This is a genomic window from Piscinibacter gummiphilus, from assembly GCF_032681285.1.
Classification (GTDB): domain Bacteria; phylum Pseudomonadota; class Gammaproteobacteria; order Burkholderiales; family Burkholderiaceae_C; genus Rhizobacter; species Rhizobacter gummiphilus_A.
Genome location: NZ_CP136336.1, coordinates 2,540,564 through 2,560,906 on the forward strand (window position 1 = coordinate 2,540,564; position 20,343 = coordinate 2,560,906).

The window sequence follows — 20,343 nt, forward strand, 5'->3', positions numbered from 1 at the left end:
CACAGGCGAGAGGCTGAAATAATCCGCGATTTTGCACGACGACCCTTGACGACAGACGCTTCCGCGCGTCGCGGCCGGCCCGCACCGGTCACCGCGACGCCCTTGCCCCCGATCAACTTCCCTGAATCGCTGCCCGTCTCGGGCAAACGCGAGGAGATCGAACGCGCGCTGTCTGAAGCCCAAGTGGTGATCGTCTGCGGCGAGACCGGCTCCGGCAAGACCACCCAGCTGCCGAAGATTGCCCTCGCGATGGGCCGAGGCCGTGCCAACACCGGCAAGCTCATCGGCCACACCCAGCCGCGGCGCATCGCCGCATCGAGCGTGGCCAAGCGCATCGCCGACGAGTTGAAGACGCCGCTCGGCGAAATCGTGGGCTACAAGGTGCGCTTCCAGGATCGCCTGCAGCCGGGCGCGAGCGTGAAGCTCATGACCGACGGCATCCTCCTCGCTGAAACGCAGACCGACCCGCTGCTCAAGGCCTATGACACGCTGATCATCGACGAGGCCCACGAGCGCAGCCTCAACATCGACTTCCTGCTCGGCTACTTGCGGCAGATCCTGCCGCGCCGGCCCGACCTGAAGATCATCGTCACGTCGGCCACGATCGATGCCGATCGGTTCGCGCAGCACTTCGCATCGCGCCACGGGCCGGCGCCGGTGATCATGGTGTCGGGGCGGCTCTTTCCGGTCGAGCAGCGCTACCGGCCGTTCGAGGAAAGTCGCGAGTACGGGCTCAACGATGCGATCGGCGATGCGGTCGACGAACTCTGGCGCGAAGGTGCGGGTGACGTGCTCGTCTTCCTGCCCGGTGAGCGCGAGATCCGCGAGGCGGCCGACCACCTGCGCCGCCACCATCCGCCCGGCGTCGAGGTCGTGCCGCTGTTTGCGCGCCTGTCGCAACAGGAGCAGGACCGCGTCTTCGAGCCCCACAGCGCGCGCCGCATCGTGCTGGCCACTAACGTGGCCGAAACCTCGCTCACGGTTCCCGGCATCCAGTACGTGATCGACGCCGGCACCGCGCGCGTCAAACGCTACAGCTACCGCAACAAGGTCGAGCAGCTGCAGATCGAGGCCGTGAGCCAGGCGGCGGCCAACCAGCGCGCCGGCCGCTGCGGCCGCGTCAGCAACGGCATCTGCATCCGCCTCTACGACGAGAAGGACTTCAACGAGCGCCCGCGCTTCACCGACCCGGAGATCCTGCGCTCGTCGCTGGCGGGTGTGATCCTGCGCATGAAGTCGCTCGGGCTGGGCTTGGTCGAAGAGTTTCCGTTCCTCGAACCGCCCCCGCGGCGCGCGGTGGCCGATGGCTACCAACTGCTCAACGAACTCGGTGCCGTCGACGACCAGAACGAGCTCACCGCCACCGGGCGCGAACTCGCCAAACTGCCGCTCGACCCCCGTGTCGGCCGCATGATCCTGGAGGCGCGCAACCGCCAGGCCCTGGCCGAAGTGCTCGTGATCGCCTCCGCCCTGAGCGTGCAGGACGTGCGGGACCGCCCCATCGAGCAGCAGCAGGCGGCCGACAACGCGCACAAGAAGTTCGACGACGAGAAGTCGGAGTTCGTGGGCACGCTCAAGCTCTGGAAGTGGCTGGAAGACAGCAAAGGTGGCCAGGGCGAACACAAGCTGTCGAACCGCAAGCAGGAGCAGCTGCTGCGCGAGAACTTCATCTCGCCGCGGCGCGTGCGCGAGTGGCGCGACATCCATTCGCAGCTGCACACGGTCGTCGCCGAACATGGCTGGCGCCTCAACGGCTCGTCCGCCACCTACGACCAGCTCCACATGACGATGCTGGCCGGCCTGCTCGGCAACATCGGCCTCAAGAGCGACGAAGACGACTGGTACCTTGGTGCGCGGGGCATCCGCTTCTACAAACACCCTGGTGCCAACCTCAGCAAGAAGCCTGGCCGCTGGATCGTCGCGGCCGAACTCGTCGAGACCACTCGCCTTTTCGGCCGTGGCATTGCCAACATCGAGCCGCAGTGGCTGCCCATCGTCGGCGCGCACCTGCTGAAGACGCAGCTGCTGGAGCCGCATTGGGAGAAGAAGGCCGGCGAGGTGGTGGCCCTCGAACGCGCCACGCTCTACGGCATCGTGGTCTACAGCAACCGTCGGGTGAACTTCGGCAACGTCGACCCGGCGGCGGCCCGCGAGATCTTCATCCGCGAGGCGTTGGTGAACGGCGAGTGGTCAGACGAGATGGCGCGCCGCCTGCCGTTTCTCGCTGCCAACCGCAAGCTCATCGCGCAGGTCGAGGAGCTGGAGCACAAGTCGCGCCGGCAGGACGTGCTGGTCGACGACGAGCTGATCCACGCCTTCTACGACCAGCAACTCCCAGCCGACGTGATGAGCGCCTCGACGCTGGAGCGTTGGTACCGCGACGAAGTGAAGCGCCAGCCGAAGCTCCTGCAGCTCACGCGCGAAGAGTTGATGCGCCACGAAGCCGCGGGCATCACCACCTCGGCCTTCCCGAAGACCATCCGGCTGGGCGGGGTGGACTGCAGCGCAAGCTACCTGCACGAGCCGGGTGATGCCAAAGACGGCGTCACCGTCACCGTGCCCATCTTTGCGCTCAACCAGGTGAGCGATGAACGGTGCGAATGGCTGGTGCCCGGCATGTTGAAAGACAAGGTGCTCGCGCTCGTGAAGAGCCTGCATCAGCGGCCACGCTCGCGTCTGGTGCCGCTGCCCGACTACGCGGCCGAGTTCTGCGAGCTCACGCCGTTTGCGCAGGGTTCCTTGGTCGACAGTCTGCTCAAGGCGGTGCGCGAGCGCACCCAGCTCGCCGTGCAGCGCAACGACTTCAAGCTCGAACAGCTGGCGCCGCACCTCTTCATGAATTTCCGCGTGGTCGACGAGCACGGCCGGCAGCTCGCGATGGGCCGCAATCTCGCGAGCCTCAAAGCCGAACTGGGCGGGCAGGCGCGCTCGGCGTTTCAGGCACTGGCGGTGTTGCGCCCCGGCCTCCCGAAAGCGGATGAGCCGCCTCCGGCGCCCCCCGCCGCGCAGAGATCCAACGCGCCGGTCAAGGCCGAACTCGTGGCACCGCCGCCTTCCACCACCGATGTCCGCTACACCGACTGGACCTTCGGCGAGCTGCCCGAGTTAATGGAAGTGAAGCGCGGCAGCCAGAGCCTCGTCGGGTTCCCGGCGCTGATCGACAAGGGCGACCATGTGCTGATCGAGGTGTTCGACGAGCCCGAGATCGCTGCGGCCAAGCACCGCGCCGGCTTGCGCCGCCTGGTGGCGCTGCAGATCCGCGACGCGCTCAAGTACCTCGAGAAGAACATTCCAGATCTGCAGAAGATGGCCGTCTTCTACATGCCGCTCGGCACGGCTGACGAGCTGCGCCAGCAGATCGTCGACCTCGCGCTCGACCGGGCTTTCCTCGGCGAGCCGTTGCCCACCGACGCGCAGGCGTTTCGCAAGCGCATCGACGAGGGCCGCGGGCGCCTCACGCTGATCGCCAACGAGGTGGCGCGCAGTGCGCTGGCGATCCTCACCGAGTACGCCGCGGCGGCCCGCAAGTTGAAGGATGCCCGCCCGACCAAGGACGTCGCCGACGACATCCAGGCACAGCTCGCGCGCCTGTTGCCCAAGCGCTTCGTGCTCGACACACCCTGGACCCAGCTGGCGCACCTGCCGCGCTACCTCAAGGGTGTGACGATGCGGCTCGACAAGCTGCGCGGCGACCCGGCTCGTGACGCCACGCGCCTCGCCGAGATGCGCCCGCTGGAGCAGCGCTACCTGCGGCTGATGGCCGACCGGCGTGGCGTACGTGATGCACGGCTCGATGAGTTCCGCTGGCTGCTCGAGGAGCTTCGCGTCAGTCTCTTCGCGCAGGAGTTGCGCACCCCTCAGCCCGTGAGCGTGAAACGGCTCGAGAAAGCTTTGCAGCAAATCAACGCGTGAGCGCCCGAAGACCCTGGGTACAATGCGCGCCGATCGGAGCGTAGCGCAGCCTGGTAGCGCAACTGGTTTGGGACCAGTAGGTCGCGAGTTCGAATCCCGCCGCTCCGACCATTCTTCTGTGGGTCACCCCCTCACTGCCCGTAGCTCAACTGGATAGAGCAGCTGCCTTCTAAGCAGCAGGTCGGGGGTTCGAGTCCCTCCGGGCAGGCCAAGTCTGGCCGCCGTCTCACACCATCAGCCGAACAGTTGCCAGGCGAGGGCGCCAATGGTGGCGATCAGCACCGCGGCCATCGCGGCAATCACCGGCAGGCGTTGCTTCCACGGGTTGCGCGGGCGGATGCTCGGCATCGGCGTATAGGGCAATGGCTCGTAGTCGGATTGCTCGTCCACCGAGAGCGTGGGCAGCGAGTCGCGGCTTTCCAGGTCATCGAACGGGTTGACGATGCGCAACGGAGGCAAGGTGGGCTCGGCCTCTTCGGTGAGCGTGGGCACTTCCGGGACCTGAAACGGCTCCACGTCTTCTGCGGAAGGCGCCGGGCCACGCTCGAAGTTGGCGAGCAGCGCCAGCACGCTCTCGCTGGAGCTCAAGGGATACGCGGGCGGAGCCGGTGGGATGGGCTCACGCCTGGGGCGCTTGGCACGCTTCTTTTCAACCGTGCCGCCCGGCTCCAGCAGCGGGACGGGCGACGAATCGGCGGCAAACAGCGCGCGAAACTCGGTGATCGTGCCCGGCCCGTCCTGCACCGGTTGAGCCAGCGCCGCATCGATGGCGGCAAGGAACTCGGGTCTGTACTCCAACGCCGAGGCGCTGTCCTTGAAGCGCAGCAGCACGTCGGACAACGGCGGGTAGCGCACCGCCTGCCCGGGGCGCACCGGCGCCCAATCACCGCTGATCGCGAAGTGCAGCACCGCCGCAACCGCGCGCAGATCGGTGCTCATCATCGCCTCCACGCGCGCGGGGTCGGCATAGGCGTCGACGTAGGGCTTGTCGGGGTCGCTCTGCACCGCCTGGTGGACGGCGTCGAAGTCCATCAGCACGGCTTGGCCATCTTCGCCGATATAGATGTTGAGAGGCTCGACCTGGCCGTGTGCCAGGCCGGCCTGGAAGAGCGTCCGCAGGGCCTCGAGCAGACCTTCCAGCAAGGCTTCCATCTGCGCTTGCGAAGCGGGCTCAGCGAGGCCCGTCCGCCACGCCAGCAGCGTGGTGCCGGTGAGGTAGGGCATCGAGCGGTAGGCGGTGCCGTTGTCTTCCCACACGGCGCTCACACGCAGGAGGTTCGGTTGCTCGAACTGCGACAGCGTTAGCGCCTCGGCCAGGAAGGCCTGCAAGCCGCGTTCGAACGCCTGCACATGCGCTGGGTCGGTGACTTCGACCCGGCCATCGCGCGTGCGGATAGCCAGGCTCGACGGCATGTACTCCTTGATGGCGACCGTGCTGCCGTCTTGCAGCTGGCGGCCGAGGTAGAGCACGCCGAAGCTCGTGAGCCCGATCACCTGCACGATCTCGAAGTCGCACAGCCTTTCACCCGGAAGGAGCGTCTGGCCGGCGATGGCGGGCATCGGGCCTGAAGGCTGAAGTGGCTCGGACAAGTTCATCGGGCGCGCTAAACCATCGCCCAAGCGGGCGAAAGTGTGTATTTTGACGCGGACAGTACGCCCTTTCGCCGTTTTCGCGACCCCGGGTCTAGGGGGCGCAAGACACCGCGAACGTCACCGCAGACAGGCTGGTCAGCGGCGCTCGTACTGCTGCTTGCCGAAGAGCACGTCGCGCGCTTGCGAGTCGACGAGCGGTTTTCGCAAGTCGGCCAGCACCTCGACCCCGCGCTGCACGGCCGGCCGCGCAGCGATCTCGTCGAACCAGCCTTTGAGGTGGGGATAGTCGGCCCAGTCGATGCCCTGGTTCTTCCAGGAGCGCAGCCACGGGAAGATGGCGATGTCGGCGATGGTGTATTCGTTGCCCGCGATGTACTTGCTCTTGGCCAGGCGCTTGTCCATCACGCCGTAGAGCCGCTTGGCTTCGTTGGTGTAGCGGTCGATCGCGTAGGGCAGCTTCTCGGGTGCGTAGATGCGAAAGTGATGCGCCTGGCCGAGCATGGGCCCCACGCCGCCCATCTGGAACATCAGCCACTCGAGCGTCTCGTAGCGCCCGCGTACCGTGCTGGGCAGGAAACGGCCCGTCTTGCCAGCGAGGTAAAGCAGGATGGCGCCCGATTCGAACAAGGAGATCGGCTCGCCATCCGGCCCGTCGGGGTCGACGATGGCGGGGATCTTGTTGTTCGGGCTGATCGCCAGGAATTCCGGCTTGAACTGGTCTCCGGCGCCGATGTTCACTGGATGCGCGCGGTAGGGCAGGCCGCATTCCGCGAGCATGATGTGGACCTTGTGGCCGTTGGGGGTAGCCCACGAATACACGTCGATCATCGCTATAGTCTCCTGTCATCGCGGCACCTGCCGTGTGCCCACTCTAGTGGATGCCACCTCATCATGCTTGATGCCTTCAAGAAGCTGATTTCCCGCCCGGCCCCAGGGCCCGAGTGGCGCGAGGTGGTGGAATGGGCCCGGCACAACAAGCTCAAGTACAAGCGCGAAGCCGAGGGCGAGGGTTTCGTCATCACCGGCGGCATGGAAAGCAAACCGTGGCGTCTCGAGTGGGGCCCGCCGCAGCGCCAGTACATCGACGGGCATGAGCTGCGGCTGCGCATGGAGTTGGGGCTCTCGCACAACCTGCAGGTGCTGTTGATCTCGCAAGGTCTGCTCGAGAACCTGGAGCGCCAGGCCTTCGAGCGTTTCACCGAGAGCACGCAGACCGTGATCGACGCCAACACGCCGGAAGAGATGCGCTGGCTGGCGATGTTCCCGAAAGTGCCGTACAAGGCTGCGAAAGAGGTGCGCTCGCGCTTCGGTCTGGTCAGCAGCGCGCAACCCGAAGCGGCGTCGTGGGTCGAGGGTGCGCTGGCCAAGCAGCTCGAAGAGTCGCTGGCGGGCTTCCTGAGATCCGAGCCGCCTTTCGTGCTGATGCTGCTGCGCGGCCGCGCCTATCTGCGCATGCAGTTGCCAGAGCCTGAAGTGGCGCTCATGACGCAGGCGGTGGGCCTCTTCGAGGTGGCCGTGCTGCAGGCATTGCGCGTGGCCGGCGTGGGCGCCGAGGGTTCGCCCGATTGGCACAGCACCGGCTCCACGGCCTGGCAGACGCAGCTCGGCCCCGAAGACTCACCGAAGGGGCGCTGAGGCCCCTTCGGCCACTCGACGTCACGCGGCTGCGTAGCGCCCGAGTTCCAGCTTGGCGATCGCATTGCGGTGCACTTCGTCAGGGCCGTCGGCGTAGCGTAGCGTGCGGGCCATGGCGTAAAAGTAGGCGAGCGGGAAGTCGTCCGACATGCCGCCGCCGCCATGCACCTGCATCGCCCAGTCGATCACCTGGCAGGCCATCGACGGCGCCACCACCTTGATCATCGCGATCTCGGCCTTGGCGGTCTTGTTGCCGGCCACGTCCATCATCCAGGCCGACTTGAGCGTCAGCAGGCGGGCCTGCTCGATGCGGCAGCGGGCTTCGGCGATGCGCTCGCGCGTCACGCCTTGCTCGGCCACGGTGCGGCCGAAGGCCACACGCGAGCTGGCACGCTTGCACATGAGTTCGAGCGCACGTTCGGCCAGCCCGATCAGGCGCATGCAGTGGTGGATGCGGCCTGGGCCGAGGCGGCCTTGTGCGATCTCGAAACCGCGGCCTTCGCCGAGCAGCACGTTGCTCACCGGCACGCGCACGTTCTCGAACAGGATCTCGCAATGGCCGTGCGGCGCGTCGTCGTAGCCGAAGACGGGCAGGGGGCGGATCACCGTGATGCCCTTGGTGTCGGCCGGCACCAGGATCATCGACTGCTGGCTGTGGCGCGGCGCGGTCGGGTCGGTCTTGCCCATGAAGATGTAGATCGCGCAGCGCGGGTCGCCGGCGCCCGAGATCCACCACTTGCGGCCGTTGATGACGTACTCGTCTCCCTGGCGCTCGATGCGGGCTTCGATGTTGGTCGCGTCCGACGAAGCCACGGCCGGCTCGGTCATCGCAAACGCGCTGCGGATCTTGCCGTCGAGCAGCGGCTCGGCCCAGCGCTTCTTATGCTCGGCAGTGCCATAGCGAATGATGGTTTCCATGTTGCCGGTGTCGGGTGCCGAGCAGTTGAAGACCTCGCTCGACCACATCACGCGGCCCATGATCTCGGCCAGCGGCGCGTATTCCTGGTTCGACAGGCCGGGGCCGTATTCGGCTTCGCGCACCGAACCGTCGGCGCTTGGTGGCAGGAAGAGGTTCCACAGGCCCTGTGCGCGCGCCTTGACCTTCAGCTCTTCGATGGTTTCGAGCGGCGTCCAGCGCTTGCCGGCCTTGGTGTTGGCTTCGATCTCGGCGGTGTAGCGCGCTTCGGCCGGGTAGATGTAGTCGTCCATGAAGCGCAGCAGCTTGGCTTGCAGCTCCTGGGTGCGCGGTGAATAGGCGAAGTCCATGTATGTCTCCTTGGGTGATCCGGGGGTGAGAGAGGGGTCAGGCCTGCTGGGCGAACTGCCAGGCCATGTCGGCCAACGGGCGGGCGCTGGCGGCGACCTGGCGCGCTTCGGCGCTGGAGGCGGTGCCGTTCTCCACGCGCTTGGCGATGCCTTGCGAGATGCCGGCGGCGCGGAAGAGGTTGTAGGCGAGGTAGAAATTCCAGTCGGCTTCGACGGTCGCCACGTCTTTGCGGCCGGTGCGCTCACAGTAGCGGCGCAGGTAGTCCGCTTCGAGCGGGATGCCCAACGACACGAGGTCGAGCCCGCCAATGCCGCGGAAGGTCGCCTGCGGGATGTGCCACGACATGCAGTGGTAGCTGAAGTCGGCGAGCGGGTGGCCGAGTGTCGACAGTTCCCAATCGAGCACCGCGATGGCACGCGGCTCGGTGGGGTGGAACATCAGGTTGTCGAGGCGGTAGTCGCCGTGCACGATCGACACTTGCGATTCATCTCGCGCGCTCGCCGGCATGTGCGCCGGCAGCCACTCCATCAGGCGGTCCATCGCCTCGATGGGCTGGGTGATGGAGGCCACGTACTGCTTGCTCCAGCGTGCGATCTGGCGTTCGAAGTAGCTGCCGGGCTTGCCGTAGTCGGCCAGGCCCACGGCCTTCACGTCGACCTGGTGCATGGCCGCGATCACGCGGTTCATCTCGTCATAGTGCGCGGCGCGTTCTTCGCGCGACATGCCAGGCAGGGACTGGTCCCACAACACGCGCCCCTGCATGAACTCCATGATGAAGAAGGCACGGCCAATCACAGACTCGTCTTCGCACAGCAGGTGCATCTTCGGCACGGGCACGGCACTGCCTTGCAGCGCCGACATCACGCGGTACTCGCGCTCGATCGCATGGGCCGAGGGCAGCAGCTTGGCCACCGGCCCCGGCTTGGAGCGCATCACATACGAGTGCTCCGGCGTGACGAGCTTGTAGGTGGGGTTGGACTGGCCGCCCTTGAACTTCTCGATCTGGAGCGGGCCGCGGTAGCCGGGCAGGTGGGCTTGCAGGTAGCGTTCGAGCGCCTGCGTGTCGATCGTGTGGGAACTGGTGTCGGTACTCATGGGTCACCGGCACCAGGGTGCCGTCAACGTTCGGAAAGTGAAATCAGCTTCTCGCGCGAAAGCACGACGAGACGTGTGGGCTCGATGCGCACGGCACCCGCCCGTTCGAAGCCTTTGAGCTCCTGGTTCACGCGCTGCCGCGAAGCGCCGAGCAGTTGCGCGAGGTCTTCCTGCGCGAGCTGCAGGCCGATGCGGATCTCGTCGCCCTGCTTGACGCCATAGCCGCGCGCCAGCAGCAGGATCTGCTTGGCCAGGCGTGCCGACAGTGGCCGCGTGTTCAGGTCTTCGATCATGTCGAACATCAGGCGCAGGCGACGGCAGTTGAGGCGCAGCAGCGCTTCGTACAGCTCGGGGAATTGCGCGAGCAGCTCCTGGAAGTCGGGCTTGCGCACCACGAGCAGCGTGGTCTCGCCATGTGCGTATGAATCGTGCGTCCGCGGGAAGTTGTCGAACAGCGAGATGTCGCCAAACCACACACCGGGCTCGACATAGGTGAGCGTGATCTCCTTGCCCGACAGGGACACCGAACTCACGCGCACCGCGCCCTTGGCCACGCCCGACCAGCTCTCGGCCTGAGCGCCGCGCGACGCGAGCATCGCGCCATCGGCCAGGCGCCTCACATGCGCTCTCGACAAGATGGCTTCCCGCAGAGGCTGTGAGAGTTTGGAGAACCACGCGCCGGACTCGATGTTGGACTGCTCTTCGATTGTAAGAACGGGGCTGTTCATGGTTGTCTCTGTCGCGACAGCGTTGGCTGCGGTCTCTGCGCTGTGGTCTTACTCGAATGTCGGGGGCCGCTTGTCCAGGAAAGACTGAAGGCCTTCGCCGCTGTTCGGGTGGAAGAGGTTGTCGAGGAAATGCTCGCGTTCGAGGTCGAGCTGCTGAGCCAGGCTGCGCTCGGGCCACTGGTTCACGAGCTCCTTGGCGCTCGCGATGGCATTGGGGGCGCAGGCCGCGAGCTTCTCGGCGATGGCAAACGCCTGTGCGCTCGTCTGGCCTTTGGGCACGACCCAGTTGACGAGTCCGTGCGTGTGCAGCTGCGCTGCCGTCACGGGCTCGTAGAGCCACAGCATCTGCAGCACGAGGTTGCGTGGAAGGCGCTGCATGAGCTGCCAGGTAGCGCCACCATCGGGCGAGAGGCCGATGCGGCCATACGAGAGGATGAACTTCGCGTCGTCGGCGGCGACGATGAGGTCGCATGCCAACGCGAGCGAAAAACCACCGCCCGCGGCAGCGCCTTCGACGGCGGCGATTACCGGCTTCGGAAAGACGCGCAGCGCTTCGACGAAACCGTGGAAGCGCTCAAGCATGTTGTCTTGGACGGAGCGGTCCGCCTGGCGGCTGGACTTGAGTCGGTGCAGGTCGCCACCCGCACAGAAGAAGTCGCCGTCACCGCGCAGCACGATGCAGCGCACGCTCGGGTCGCTCTCGGCCACGTCGAGCGCCTCGATGCCGGCGGCGAAGACCTGCTCCGACAGCGTGTTGCGCGTGGCCGGATCACTGAGGGTCAGGACCAGGGCCGCATCACGGCGTTCGGCGTGCAGTTCTGAGGGCATGTGGCGAGTGTCGATAGGTGCTCGAGGCACACGGGGCATTGTGTCATGCAGCATGGAAGGCCGCTCTGTGCGCCCCGGTTCGCCTCGGAGGATGGGTGCTTCATGCTAGAGTGATTTGATACCCCCGCCGCCCCACGAATGCAGAGATTTGTCACCTCGCTCGCGCTGTCGCTCGCCCTCGGGCTGGGCACGGATGCCGCGACGGCGCTGGGGTTGGGCAAGGTCGGCACCACGGCCGCTTTGGGGCAGCAGCTCAACTTCACCATTGGCCTGCGCCTCGATGCGGGGGAAACCATCGAGTCCCGGTGCGTCAAGGCCGAGGTGAGCTTCGGTGACCGCGTGCTGCCCGACAACGTGGTGCGCACCCGGCTCGAGACCGCGACGACCACGGGCGAGCGCCGCATCCGCGTGACCACCACCCTGGCGGTGGACGAGCCCGTCGTGGCGGTGCACCTCCAGCTGGGCTGCCCGTCGAGCCTCTCGCGCAACTTCACGCTGCTGGCCGATCCGCCGGGGTCGGTGGCCGTGGCATCACCCTCGCAAGACCGTTGGGAGGCGGACCGAGCGGAGACTGCGGTGTCGCCCGTGCTGTCTGCCGTACCGCCCGCCGCGCAGGCGCCGACACCGGCTACGACTGCTCCTCGCACCCGCCCGCGGCGTGCCGAGACGCAGGGCACTCCATCGCCAGACGCTGCCGAGGCGGACGCGACCAACCGGCACCGCGCCAAAGTCCCGGTCGCCAAGCCGCGCGGGCCGGTGCTGCGGCTGGACCCGGTCGAGGCCGATGCGCTGATCCTGCCGCAACTGCAGATGGAGACCCGGCTGAGCCTGTCGCCGGAGGGCGCGGCCTCGGGGGCGACCCCGCGCTACGTCGATCCGGAGGTGGCGCGCAGACGCGAGGAATTGGAGCGCCTGAAGGCCATGGAAACCGCGCTGCAGAAGTTGCGAGTGGATGGCGAGGCCACGCAGAAGTCGCTCGAGCAGATGCAGGCGCGCGTGCGTGAAGCCGAAGCAGGCCGCTACGCGAACCCGCTGGTGTACCTGCTGGTGTTTCTCTGCCTGCTGCTCACCGGCGCCGTGGTGGCGATGTGGTGGCTGCGCCGGCGTGACCGCGCGGCCGCCGCATGGTGGGCCGAGCAGCCGGGCGCGGCAGGGGCTGCGCCCTCCGTTCTGGACGACGGCTTGGATGACCCCACCAAGGCGCCCAGCGTCTCCGGCGTCGTCTCGGCGCCATCGCCCCTGCCGGCTTCCGCACCGCCTGCCCAGAGCGTGCCGCCGGCCCCCGCTCCCGCGGCGCCGGTTCGAGCCTTGGAGCCCGATGCCGCGGTCGAGCCGCGCCGGCCCATGTCGGCCGAAGAGCTGATCGACCTGGAGCAGCAGGCCGAGTTCTTCGTCGTGCTGGGCCAGGACGAAGCGGCCATCGACCTGCTCATGGGCCATGTGCGCAGCACCGGCGGCGTGAGCCCGCTGCCCTACCTGAAGCTGCTGGAGATCTACCGCCGCCGCGGTGAGCGCGAGCCCTACGACCGCATCCGCGAACGCTTCAACCGCCGCTTCAACGCCTACGCGCCCGAGTGGGACGTCGACCCCGAAGCCGGCCTCAACCTCGAGGGCTACCCCGAGGTGATGCAGCGCCTGCAAGACGCATGGAGCCGCCCGTCACAGGCGATGGAGCTGCTAGACACTGCGCTCTTCCGCCGCGATGCCGGTCCGACCTTCGACGTGCCTGCCTACCGCGAGCTGCTGTTCCTCTACAGCACTGCGCGCGACCTGGCCGAGCGTGCCGTGGACGTGGAAGGCGTGGACCTGCTGCTGCCGATCGGCGATCAAGCCGTTTCGACCGTCACCAGCGTGCCGGCATCGCCCGAGGCCGCCGAGCCCCCAGCGAGCTTCTCGCTCGACCTCGACGTGTCGAGCGACCGGCCGCCGTTGACGCTCGATGACCTCGACTTCAAGGACGAGTTCAAGAACGACATCAAGAAGCAAAGCGATCGTTGAGCCGCTCCAGTGCGAGCTTCAGCGTTTCGTCTTTCTTCGCGAAGCAGAAGCGCGCGAGCTTCTGCTCGAAGCCCCCCGGGTAGAAGGCTGACAGAGGAATCGCCGCCACACCCACTTCGCTCGTGAGCCAGCGGCAGAACGCCTCTTCGCTCAGGTCGCTCACCTCGGAGTAGTCGACGCTCTGGAAATAGCTGCCCGTGGTGGATAGCAGCTTGAGCCGGGTCGATGCGAGGCCGTCACGGAAGAGGTCGCGCTTGCGTTGGTAGAAGCCGGGCAACTGCTCGTAGGGCGTGGGGTCGGCCATGTAGTCGGCGAGGCCGTGCTGCACCGGCGTGTTGACGGTGAACACATTGAACTGGTGGACCTTGCGGAACTCGGCCATCAGCGGTGCGGGTGCGGCGACGTAGCCCACCTTCCAGCCGGTCACGTGGTAGGTCTTGCCAAAGCTCGACACCACGAAACTGCGTGCCGCCAGCTCCGGGCTGCGTGACACGCTCTCGTGCTGCGCGCCATCGAACACCATGTGCTCGTAGACCTCGTCGGCGATCACGAGGATGTTGGTCGGGCGCAGCAGCTCGGCGAGGCGCTGCATGTCGTCGGCCGACCAGACGGTGGCACTCGGGTTGTGCGGCGTGTTGATGACGATCGCGCGGGTGCGCGGGCCGATGGCTGCGGCGATGCGGTCGAAGTCGGGCCGGAATGTGCGTGGGGTCAGCGGCACGTGCACGGCGCGGCCGCCCGCCAGCTCGATGTTGGGTTCGTAGCTGTCGTAGCTCGGGTCGAGCACGATGACTTCGTCGCCGGGGTGCACGATGGCGAGGATGGCGGTGAGGATGGCCTGCGTGGCCCCGGCCGTGATGGTGATCTCGTTCACCGGGTCGTAGGCATGGCCGTAAAGCCGGGCGAGCTTCTGCGCAATCGCTTCACGCAGCGGCAGCACGCCGGCCATGGGCGGGTACTGGTTGAGGCCGCGGCGCATCGCGGCATTCACCGCATCGAGCAGGCGCGGGTCGCAGTCGAAATCGGGGAAGCCCTGGCCGAGGTTGACGGCGTTGTGCTGCTGCGCCAGGGCCGACATCACGGTGAAGATGGTGGTGCCGACCTTCGGCAGCCGACTCGTGATCGCAGGAGGGGAATAGCTGGTGCTCATAGCTGGTAGTCGCTGGTGTCGGTGCCGCCCTCGCGAGACGACATGGCCTTGGTGATGAGGGCGCGGCTGAGCCGCTCTGACAGCATCTCGGCAAACGAGAACACGAAGTTGCGCAGGTACGCTCCGCGCTTGAAGGCCACGCGCGTGATGCTGCGGCCGAAAAGGTGCCCGACCGGGCGCGAGACCAGGTCGCCTCCGGGCGGGTCGTCGCGCACCGCGATCTCGGCCACGATGCCTACGCCGAGACCGAGGCGCACGTAGGTCTTGATGACGTCGGCGTCAATGGCTTCCAGCACGATGTTGGGCTTGAGGTGGCGCGCCGCGAAGGCCTGGTCGACCCGCGTGCGCCCGCTGAACGACGGGTGGTAGGTGACGATCGGCTCGCGCGCCAGGTCTTCCAGGCTCAGGCGCTCGTGCTGCGCGAGCGGGTGGTTCGCCGGCATCACCACCGCATGCTGCCATTCGTAGCAGGGCAGCGAAACCAGCTCGTCCACATCGCCGATGGATTCGGTGGCGATGCCGATGTCGGCCACCTCTTCCTGGAGCATCTGCGCCACCTGCGCGGGCGAACCCTGGTGCAGGCTGATGTTGACCTTGGGGAAGCGCTTGCGCAACTGGGCCAGCGGCTCGGGCAGGAAGTAGCGCGCCTGGCTGTGGGTGGTGGCGATGGAGAGCGTGCCGCTGTCCTGCTTGGAGAACTCTTCGCCGATGCGCTTCAGGTTGTTGACCTCGCGCATGATGATCTCGATGCTCGCCAGCACGTGCTGGCCGGGCTCGGTCACGCGGCGCAGGCGCTTGCCGTGGCGGGCGAAGATGTCGACGCCCAGCTCGCCTTCGAGTTCGAGGATCGCCTTCGAGATGCCGGGCTGCGAGGTGAACAGGGCCTTGGCGGTCTCGGTGAGATTGAGGTCACGCCGGACCGCTTCTTGGACAAACCGGAACTGGTGGAGGTTCATATATCCAGAGCAGTATGTGAGCTGCCCGGATTATTCCACTCGATGTATTAAGAAGCGAGACGAAGGGCCGCCTCCGCCATGGCCTGGACGACGCTGTCGACCTCGCCAATGGCTGGCTGGAGCGACCAGCTGACCTGTGGGTAGGCCGCGGCCAGGCTGGCCAGCAGGGCGGGCAGGTCTTTGCGCACATGGCCACCGGCCCCAAGGAAGAGCGGCACCACGGCCACTTCGGTGCAGCCTTGCGCGGCGAGCCGTGCGCCCGCTTCGGGCAGCGGCGGGCTCATGAACTCCAGGAAGGCCAGCTGTACCGGCATGTCAGGGCGTTGGGCGCGCACGAGGGCGGCCACGGCCTCGAAGGGCAGGGCCCAGTTCGGGTCGCGTGCGCCGTGGGCGAAGAGCAACAGGCCGGGCGTGCTCATCGGTATCGCACCAGCCAGCTGAAGGCGGCCATCGACAACAGCAGGTAGAGCAGGCTGGGCGTGGCCGCCACGATCCATGGCGTCCAGCCTCGCAGCAGCCCGAGGTGCTGGGCCACGTTGTTGAGCAGCACGAAGCTGATGCCCAGCATGATCCCGCCGAAGACCTTGAGGCTCACGCCACCGGCACGGCTGTGCAGGTAGGCGAAGGGCAGGGCCAGGCCGATCATCACCAGGCAGGCCAGCGGGTAGAGCGCACGCTTCCAGAAGCGGATCTCGTAGCGCTGCGCGGCCTGTTCGTTGTCGGCCAGGTGGTTGATGTAGCGGAAGAGTTCGAGCGTCGACATCGACTTCTCGGACAGCACGGCCGCCGCCACCACACTCGCGGGCAGCGAACTCGCCCAGTCGTAGGTGGCGCGCTTCTCTTCGGTGACGCTGGGCTGGAAGCCGGGGGTGTCGATGGTGCTCCAGTCGGTGAGAGTTACGTTGGCGAGCGACCAGACGCCATCCTTGCTGACGATGCCGCTGGCCGCGCCAATGCGGCGCAGCAGGCGGCCGTTCTGGTCGAACTCGAAGACGCGCACGTTGAGCAGCTCCCCGCCCGAGTTGGCGCGCTCGACGTTGATCGAGTACGAGCGCTCGCCTTGAGGCGTCATGGTCTTGTCTTTCAGCCACGCGCCCGAGCCGCCGACGCTGAAGCCGCCCTTGGCGCGCGACTGCACCAGGGTCGCGGCCCGCTCGCTGAGCGGCGCCACGTAGTCGCCCACCACGAAGGTCATCACCGCGAAGGCCACGCCGAGACCGGCCAGCAGGGTCAACGCTCGGCCTGGCGCCAGGCCTCCGGTGCGCAGGATGGTGAACTCCGACGACTGCGCCATGCGCGAGAGCGCATAGATGGTGCCGATCAGTACCGCGATCGGCACCAGTTCATACAGGTGCCCTGGCAACTCGAGGATCGAATGCAGCGCGGCATGGAAGGCGGTGTAGCCCTTGCCCACGTCGGCCAGCTCGTCGACGAAGTCGATGAAGAAAAAGAGCGACAGGAAGGCCAGCGCCACGAAGAACACCGACGAGACGATGTCGCGGTAGAGCAGTCGGCGGACGGTCCTCATGCCGTGGCCGCCTTCCGTGCCGGCCGCAACTGCAGGTGAGTGCCGTGGTCGCGCCACCAGATGAGCCCGACCGCCGCCACGAAGGCGCCGCCGTGGATCACCGCCAGCGCTGCGCCCATGTCGAGCCTGCCGCTCGACACCCACGCCTTGGTCAGGTTGATGAGGTTGTAGTAGACGACGAAGGCCAGCAGCGCGAAGAGCAGATTCCAGTTGCTCGCGCGGCGCGGCGAGGTGGCCGACAGGCCGATGCCCAGCAGCAGCAGGTTCCCCGCGCCGAGCGCGAGCCCGAGTCGCCACGCCAGCTCGCCGCGGCCGGCGGCGTCGGTGTCGCGCACGAGGTCGGCGCTGCGCTGCGCCTTGGGCGGGAGCTTCTCCACGTTGCTCAGAGCCTTCTCGCCGGCCTGCACCCGATAGGTCTCGAAGCGTGAGGCGGTCTTCTCGTTCGTCTTCAGGTTCTGCTCGCTGCGCTGGCCGTTGTCGAGCACCAGGAAGTTGGCTTCCGGCGTGTTCTCGATGCGCCCGCTGCGGGCCGAGGTGACCGATTCGCTGTCGCCGTGGCGCGCGAGGATGAAAACGTTGCGCGCGTCGCGGCCGTTGTCGGTGGTGCGCTCGATGAAGAAGACGCGCTGCCCGTCGCGCGAAGTCTGGAACTGGCCCGGCGCCACCCGCGACAGGTCGGAGCGCTGCTCGAAGCGCTCGCGCATCTCGTTGCTCTTCTGGTTGACCCAAGGCCACACGAAGAGCACCAGCAGCGCCACCACGAGCAGCACCGGCCAGCTCACCCGCAGCACCGGCCGCACGAAGCGCGACAGGCCCACGCCGCTCGCAAACCAGATGGCCATTTCGCTCTCGCGGTACATGCGCCCGAGCGTGGCCACGACCGAGATGAAGAGCGACAGGGCGAGCATCGTCGGCAGGTGGGCGAGGGCGAAATAGCCCAGCAGCAGCACCACGTCTTGCGGCGAAATGCGGCCCACCGCAGCCTGCCCGAGCGTGCGGATCAGCATCATCGTCACGACGATGGTGAGGATCACGACAAGGGTCGCGCCAAAGGAGCGCGACAGGTCTCGCCTCAGAGAGGAATCGAATAACATCGTTGGATCATTGAAAGGGCCGCCGCATTATGGACTTCCGTCATCAGATCGCCGCAGCTGCGGCCTTGTCTTCCGTCACTGCCGATGCACTGGTGCTCGTGGTGGCGGGCGAGGCGGTCGATGCGTCGCTCGATGCGAAGCTCGCGTCGCCGCTGAACGACGCGCTGGCCCAGCAAGACTGGAAGCTCAAGTCAGGCAACAAGCTCTACCTGCATCGCCCGGCCGGCGTGAAGGCCGCGCGCGTGGTCGCCGTGGCCGCCGGCAAGGGTGGGGTGAAGGAATTCAAGTCGGCCGTGGCGGCCGGCGTGGGCCAGGTCAAGGGCCTGGGCGTGCGCCATGTGGCGGTCGCGCTCGTCGGCGGAGAACTCGACGATGCGCATGCAGAAGCCGCGGCCACCGCCACTGCCGATGCGGTCTACCAGTACCGCGACACCAAGCCCAGCGCGCAGCCGGCCCCGCTGGTCGACAAGCTCACGCTCCTCTGCACCAAGGCCCAGGCCAAGTCCGTGCAGGCCGGCCTGGAGCGCGGCCAGGCCATCGCGGCCGGCGTGACCTTCGCCCGCAACCTGGCCAACCGCCCGGCCAACCACTGCACGCCCAGCTACCTGGCCGATCAGGCCAAGAAACTCGGCCGCACCCATGAACTCAAGGTCGAGGTGCTCGACCGGAAAGATGTCGAGAAGCTCGGCATGGGCTCCTTCCTTGCGGTGGCCCAGGGCTCGCACGAGCCCTTGAAGTTCATCGTCGCCCGCTACCACGGCGCGGCCAAGACCGAGGCGCCCGTCGTGCTCGTGGGCAAGGGCATCACCTTCGACACCGGTGGCATTTCCATCAAGCCCGCGGCCGGCATGGACGAGATGAAGTTCGACATGGGCGGCGCGGCGAGTGTGCTCGGCACCCTGCGCGCTGTCGCCGAACTCAAGCCCAAGCTCAACCTGGTGGTGATCGTGCCGGCCTGCGAGAACATGCCCGACGGCCGCGCCATCAAGCCGGGTGACGTCGTCACGAGCATGTCGGGTCAGACCATCGAGATCCTGAACACCGATGCCGAAGGCCGGCTGATCCTGTGCGATGCGCTCACCTATGCCGAGCGCTTCAAGCCGGCCGCCGTGGTCGATGTGGCCACGCTCACGGGCGCATGCGTGGTCGCGCTCGGCAACCTCAACACCGGCCTTTTCTCGCCAGACGACGCGCTCGCCGACGACCTGCTCGCCGCCAGCCGCGCCGCGCTCGACCCGGCCTGGCGCATGCCGCTCGACGATGAATACGCCGAAGGCTTGAAGAGTAACTTCGCCGACATCGGCAACGTCGGCCCCCGCGAAGGCGGTGCGATCACTGCCGCGATGTTCCTCAAGAAGTTCACCGGCAAGTACCGCTGGGCCCACCTCGACATCGCCGGCACCGCCTGGAAGTCCGGCACGGCCAAGGGCTCGACCGGCCGGCCGGTGCCCTTGCTGACGCACTTCGTGCTGGCGTTTGCCTCGCGACAGGCGGGTTGACGTCTCGTTCGAGCCGTGACCGAGGTCAGCTTCCATTTCAATGTGCCCGATCGCATGGCCTATGCGTGCCGCCTGCTGCGCAAAGCGGTGCGCCGTGGCGCCAAAGTGGTGGTCAGCGCACCAGGAGACGTTCTCGCGCGCTTCGACAAGCAACTCTGGGTCTTCGAGCCGCTCGACTTCGTGCCGCACGTTTATGCGCGGACTGGCCAGGAGCCTGCGGCACGCCTGCGCGACACCCCGGTGTGGTTGAGCGAGCAGGTGCGCGAAGCACCCCACCATGAGGTGCTGCTCAACCTCGGCAACGAGCTGGTCGACGGCTTCGAGGGCTTCGCGCGCGTGATCGAGTTGGTCTCGCACGACGGCGAAGACCGCCAGGCCGGCCGTGCCCGCTGGAAACACTACAGCGACCGTGGCTATGAGATCACCCGCCACGATGTCGCCCAGGAAGCGCAGCCGTGAAGCCGAACGCCCCGCCGCCACAACCGCCGCAGCGTGTCCCGGTGCTCACCGAGGTCGTGGTGCTGCCCAAGACGCAGCCCGTGGTCGAAGACGATGAATTCCCGCCGCTGCCGCTCGACCCTGCGTTCGCTGCGACGGCACCCACGCCGCTCGGCCGCCCTGAGCGAGCGGCGGTGGTGCCGGCTGCAGCCGTGGCACCGGCGCCGGCTCCGCTACCTACCCCGTCAGCGCCGGCCGCTGTCGTCGACGAGGCCCGAGTGGTGCAGCGCGTGCTCGCCGATCTCGACAAGCAGCTTGACCTGATGTTCGAGCACCGCCTGCGTGAGTCGCTCTCGCCGGTGCTTGCTCGGATGACCGACAGCCTGGTGCGTGAGATGCGCGCGCAGCTCGCTGCCAACCTGCGTGAGATGGTCGCCCGGGCCGTGTCGCTCGAACTCGACCGGCTGCAAAAGCGCTGAGCCGAGAGGCCCGCGTGGCGGGTGTTTTAGAGCAACACCTCGTATTGCTTTTTCGCCGGGATTCGAGATCATGGCGGCCTGTCTGAGACAGCAGGCATAGGCACAAGCTTTGCTCATCAGCTTTCCCAACCCTCAAGGAAACA

General features: G+C 67.1%; 17 protein-coding genes and 2 tRNA genes. 8 read left to right on the plus strand and 11 right to left on the minus strand.

Translation table 11 applies throughout. From position 1 onward, the window contains the following. Positions 1-102 precede the first annotated feature (102 nt). The 3 genes from hrpA (at position 103) to RXV79_RS11920 (ending at position 4,123) form a co-directional block, all read left to right on the plus strand. Entirely contained in the window at positions 103-3,912 is a 3,810-nt protein-coding gene (gene hrpA / locus RXV79_RS11910; protein WP_316703627.1) for an ATP-dependent RNA helicase HrpA, read from the plus strand. 34 nt (positions 3,913-3,946) lie between these two features. Continuing rightward, a tRNA-Pro gene (locus RXV79_RS11915) sits at positions 3,947-4,023 on the plus strand. 23 nt (positions 4,024-4,046) lie between these two features. After that, positions 4,047-4,123: transfer RNA gene (locus RXV79_RS11920), tRNA-Arg, on the plus strand. Between the two features lie 23 nt (positions 4,124-4,146). On the opposite strand, the gene RXV79_RS11925 is transcribed toward RXV79_RS11920, so the two are convergent. Together RXV79_RS11925 and RXV79_RS11930 are read right to left on the minus strand one after the other, a co-directional pair. Continuing rightward, positions 4,147-5,472, minus strand: coding sequence for a protein kinase domain-containing protein (locus tag RXV79_RS11925; protein ID WP_316703628.1), 1,326 nt, complete (start codon positions 5,470-5,472; stop codon positions 4,147-4,149). A 168-nt stretch (positions 5,473-5,640) separates the two neighbouring features. Continuing rightward, on the minus strand, positions 5,641-6,333 hold the full coding sequence (locus RXV79_RS11930; RefSeq protein ID WP_316703629.1) for a glutathione binding-like protein: 693 nt from the start codon (positions 6,331-6,333) through the stop codon (positions 5,641-5,643). Between the two features lie 63 nt (positions 6,334-6,396). Here RXV79_RS11930 and RXV79_RS11935 point away from each other — a divergent pair, with 63 nt between their 5' ends. Further along, positions 6,397-7,140: a hypothetical protein gene (locus RXV79_RS11935; protein WP_316703630.1), complete on the plus strand. Its 744-nt coding sequence runs from the start codon at positions 6,397-6,399 to the stop codon at positions 7,138-7,140. A 21-nt stretch (positions 7,141-7,161) separates the two neighbouring features. Here RXV79_RS11935 and RXV79_RS11940 read toward each other — a convergent pair whose 3' ends face one another. Genes RXV79_RS11940 through RXV79_RS11955 form a run of 4 tightly spaced genes read right to left on the minus strand, consistent with a single transcriptional unit; the run spans position 7,162 to position 11,058 of the window. Then, a complete protein-coding gene (locus RXV79_RS11940; RefSeq protein ID WP_316703631.1) occupies positions 7,162-8,406 on the minus strand; it encodes an acyl-CoA dehydrogenase family protein in 1,245 nt (414 codons plus the stop codon). A 37-nt stretch (positions 8,407-8,443) separates the two neighbouring features. Further along, positions 8,444-9,502, minus strand: coding sequence for a phosphotransferase (locus RXV79_RS11945; protein WP_316703632.1), 1,059 nt, complete (start codon positions 9,500-9,502; stop codon positions 8,444-8,446). Between the two features lie 23 nt (positions 9,503-9,525). Continuing rightward, positions 9,526-10,230, minus strand: a complete 705-nt coding sequence (locus RXV79_RS11950; RefSeq protein ID WP_296719328.1) for a Crp/Fnr family transcriptional regulator — start codon at positions 10,228-10,230, stop codon at positions 9,526-9,528. 48 nt (positions 10,231-10,278) lie between these two features. Beyond that, complete coding sequence (locus RXV79_RS11955; protein ID WP_316703633.1) at positions 10,279-11,058, minus strand: oxepin-CoA hydrolase, alternative type; 780 nt, start codon at positions 11,056-11,058, stop codon at positions 10,279-10,281. Positions 11,059-11,196: 138 nt separating this feature from the next. Here RXV79_RS11955 and RXV79_RS11960 point away from each other — a divergent pair, with 138 nt between their 5' ends. Next, positions 11,197-13,056 carry a type IV pilus assembly protein FimV gene (locus tag RXV79_RS11960; RefSeq protein WP_316703634.1) on the plus strand — a complete coding sequence of 620 codons (1,860 nt, stop codon included), beginning with the start codon at positions 11,197-11,199 and terminating at the stop codon, positions 13,054-13,056. Here the strand turns inward: RXV79_RS11960 and RXV79_RS11965 are convergent. The 5 genes from RXV79_RS11965 to lptF are packed head-to-tail and all read right to left on the minus strand — an operon-like array spanning position 13,034 to position 17,784. Then, a complete protein-coding gene (locus tag RXV79_RS11965) occupies positions 13,034-14,206 on the minus strand; it encodes a pyridoxal phosphate-dependent aminotransferase (RefSeq protein WP_316703635.1) in 1,173 nt (390 codons plus the stop codon). The two genes, RXV79_RS11960 and RXV79_RS11965, sit on opposite strands and share 23 nt — an antisense overlap. Further along, positions 14,203-15,162: a CysB family HTH-type transcriptional regulator gene (locus tag RXV79_RS11970; RefSeq protein ID WP_316703636.1), complete on the minus strand. Its 960-nt coding sequence runs from the start codon at positions 15,160-15,162 to the stop codon at positions 14,203-14,205. The genes RXV79_RS11965 and RXV79_RS11970 overlap by 4 nt, the downstream gene beginning before the upstream one ends. Positions 15,163-15,209: 47 nt before the next feature. Next, on the minus strand, positions 15,210-15,581 hold the full coding sequence (locus tag RXV79_RS11975; protein WP_316703637.1) for a sirohydrochlorin chelatase: 372 nt from the start codon (positions 15,579-15,581) through the stop codon (positions 15,210-15,212). Next, entirely contained in the window at positions 15,578-16,690 is a 1,113-nt protein-coding gene (lptG, locus tag RXV79_RS11980; protein ID WP_316703638.1) for an LPS export ABC transporter permease LptG, read from the minus strand. The genes RXV79_RS11975 and lptG overlap by 4 nt, the downstream gene beginning before the upstream one ends. Further along, positions 16,687-17,784, minus strand: a complete 1,098-nt coding sequence (gene lptF / locus RXV79_RS11985; protein ID WP_316703639.1) for an LPS export ABC transporter permease LptF — start codon at positions 17,782-17,784, stop codon at positions 16,687-16,689. Before lptF ends, lptG begins: the two co-directional genes overlap by 4 nt. 29 nt (positions 17,785-17,813) lie before the next feature. On the opposite strand from lptF, the gene RXV79_RS11990 reads away from it, so the two are divergent. Genes RXV79_RS11990 through RXV79_RS12000 form a run of 3 tightly spaced genes read left to right on the plus strand, consistent with a single transcriptional unit; the run spans position 17,814 to position 20,200 of the window. Beyond that, positions 17,814-19,283, plus strand: a complete 1,470-nt coding sequence (locus tag RXV79_RS11990; protein ID WP_316703640.1) for a leucyl aminopeptidase — start codon at positions 17,814-17,816, stop codon at positions 19,281-19,283. 15 nt (positions 19,284-19,298) lie between these two features. Next, on the plus strand, positions 19,299-19,742 hold the full coding sequence (locus RXV79_RS11995; protein WP_316703641.1) for a DNA polymerase III subunit chi: 444 nt from the start codon (positions 19,299-19,301) through the stop codon (positions 19,740-19,742). Further along, positions 19,739-20,200, plus strand: coding sequence for a hypothetical protein (locus tag RXV79_RS12000; RefSeq protein ID WP_316703642.1), 462 nt, complete (start codon positions 19,739-19,741; stop codon positions 20,198-20,200). The genes RXV79_RS11995 and RXV79_RS12000 overlap by 4 nt, the downstream gene beginning before the upstream one ends. Positions 20,201-20,343: the final 143 nt, after the last annotated feature.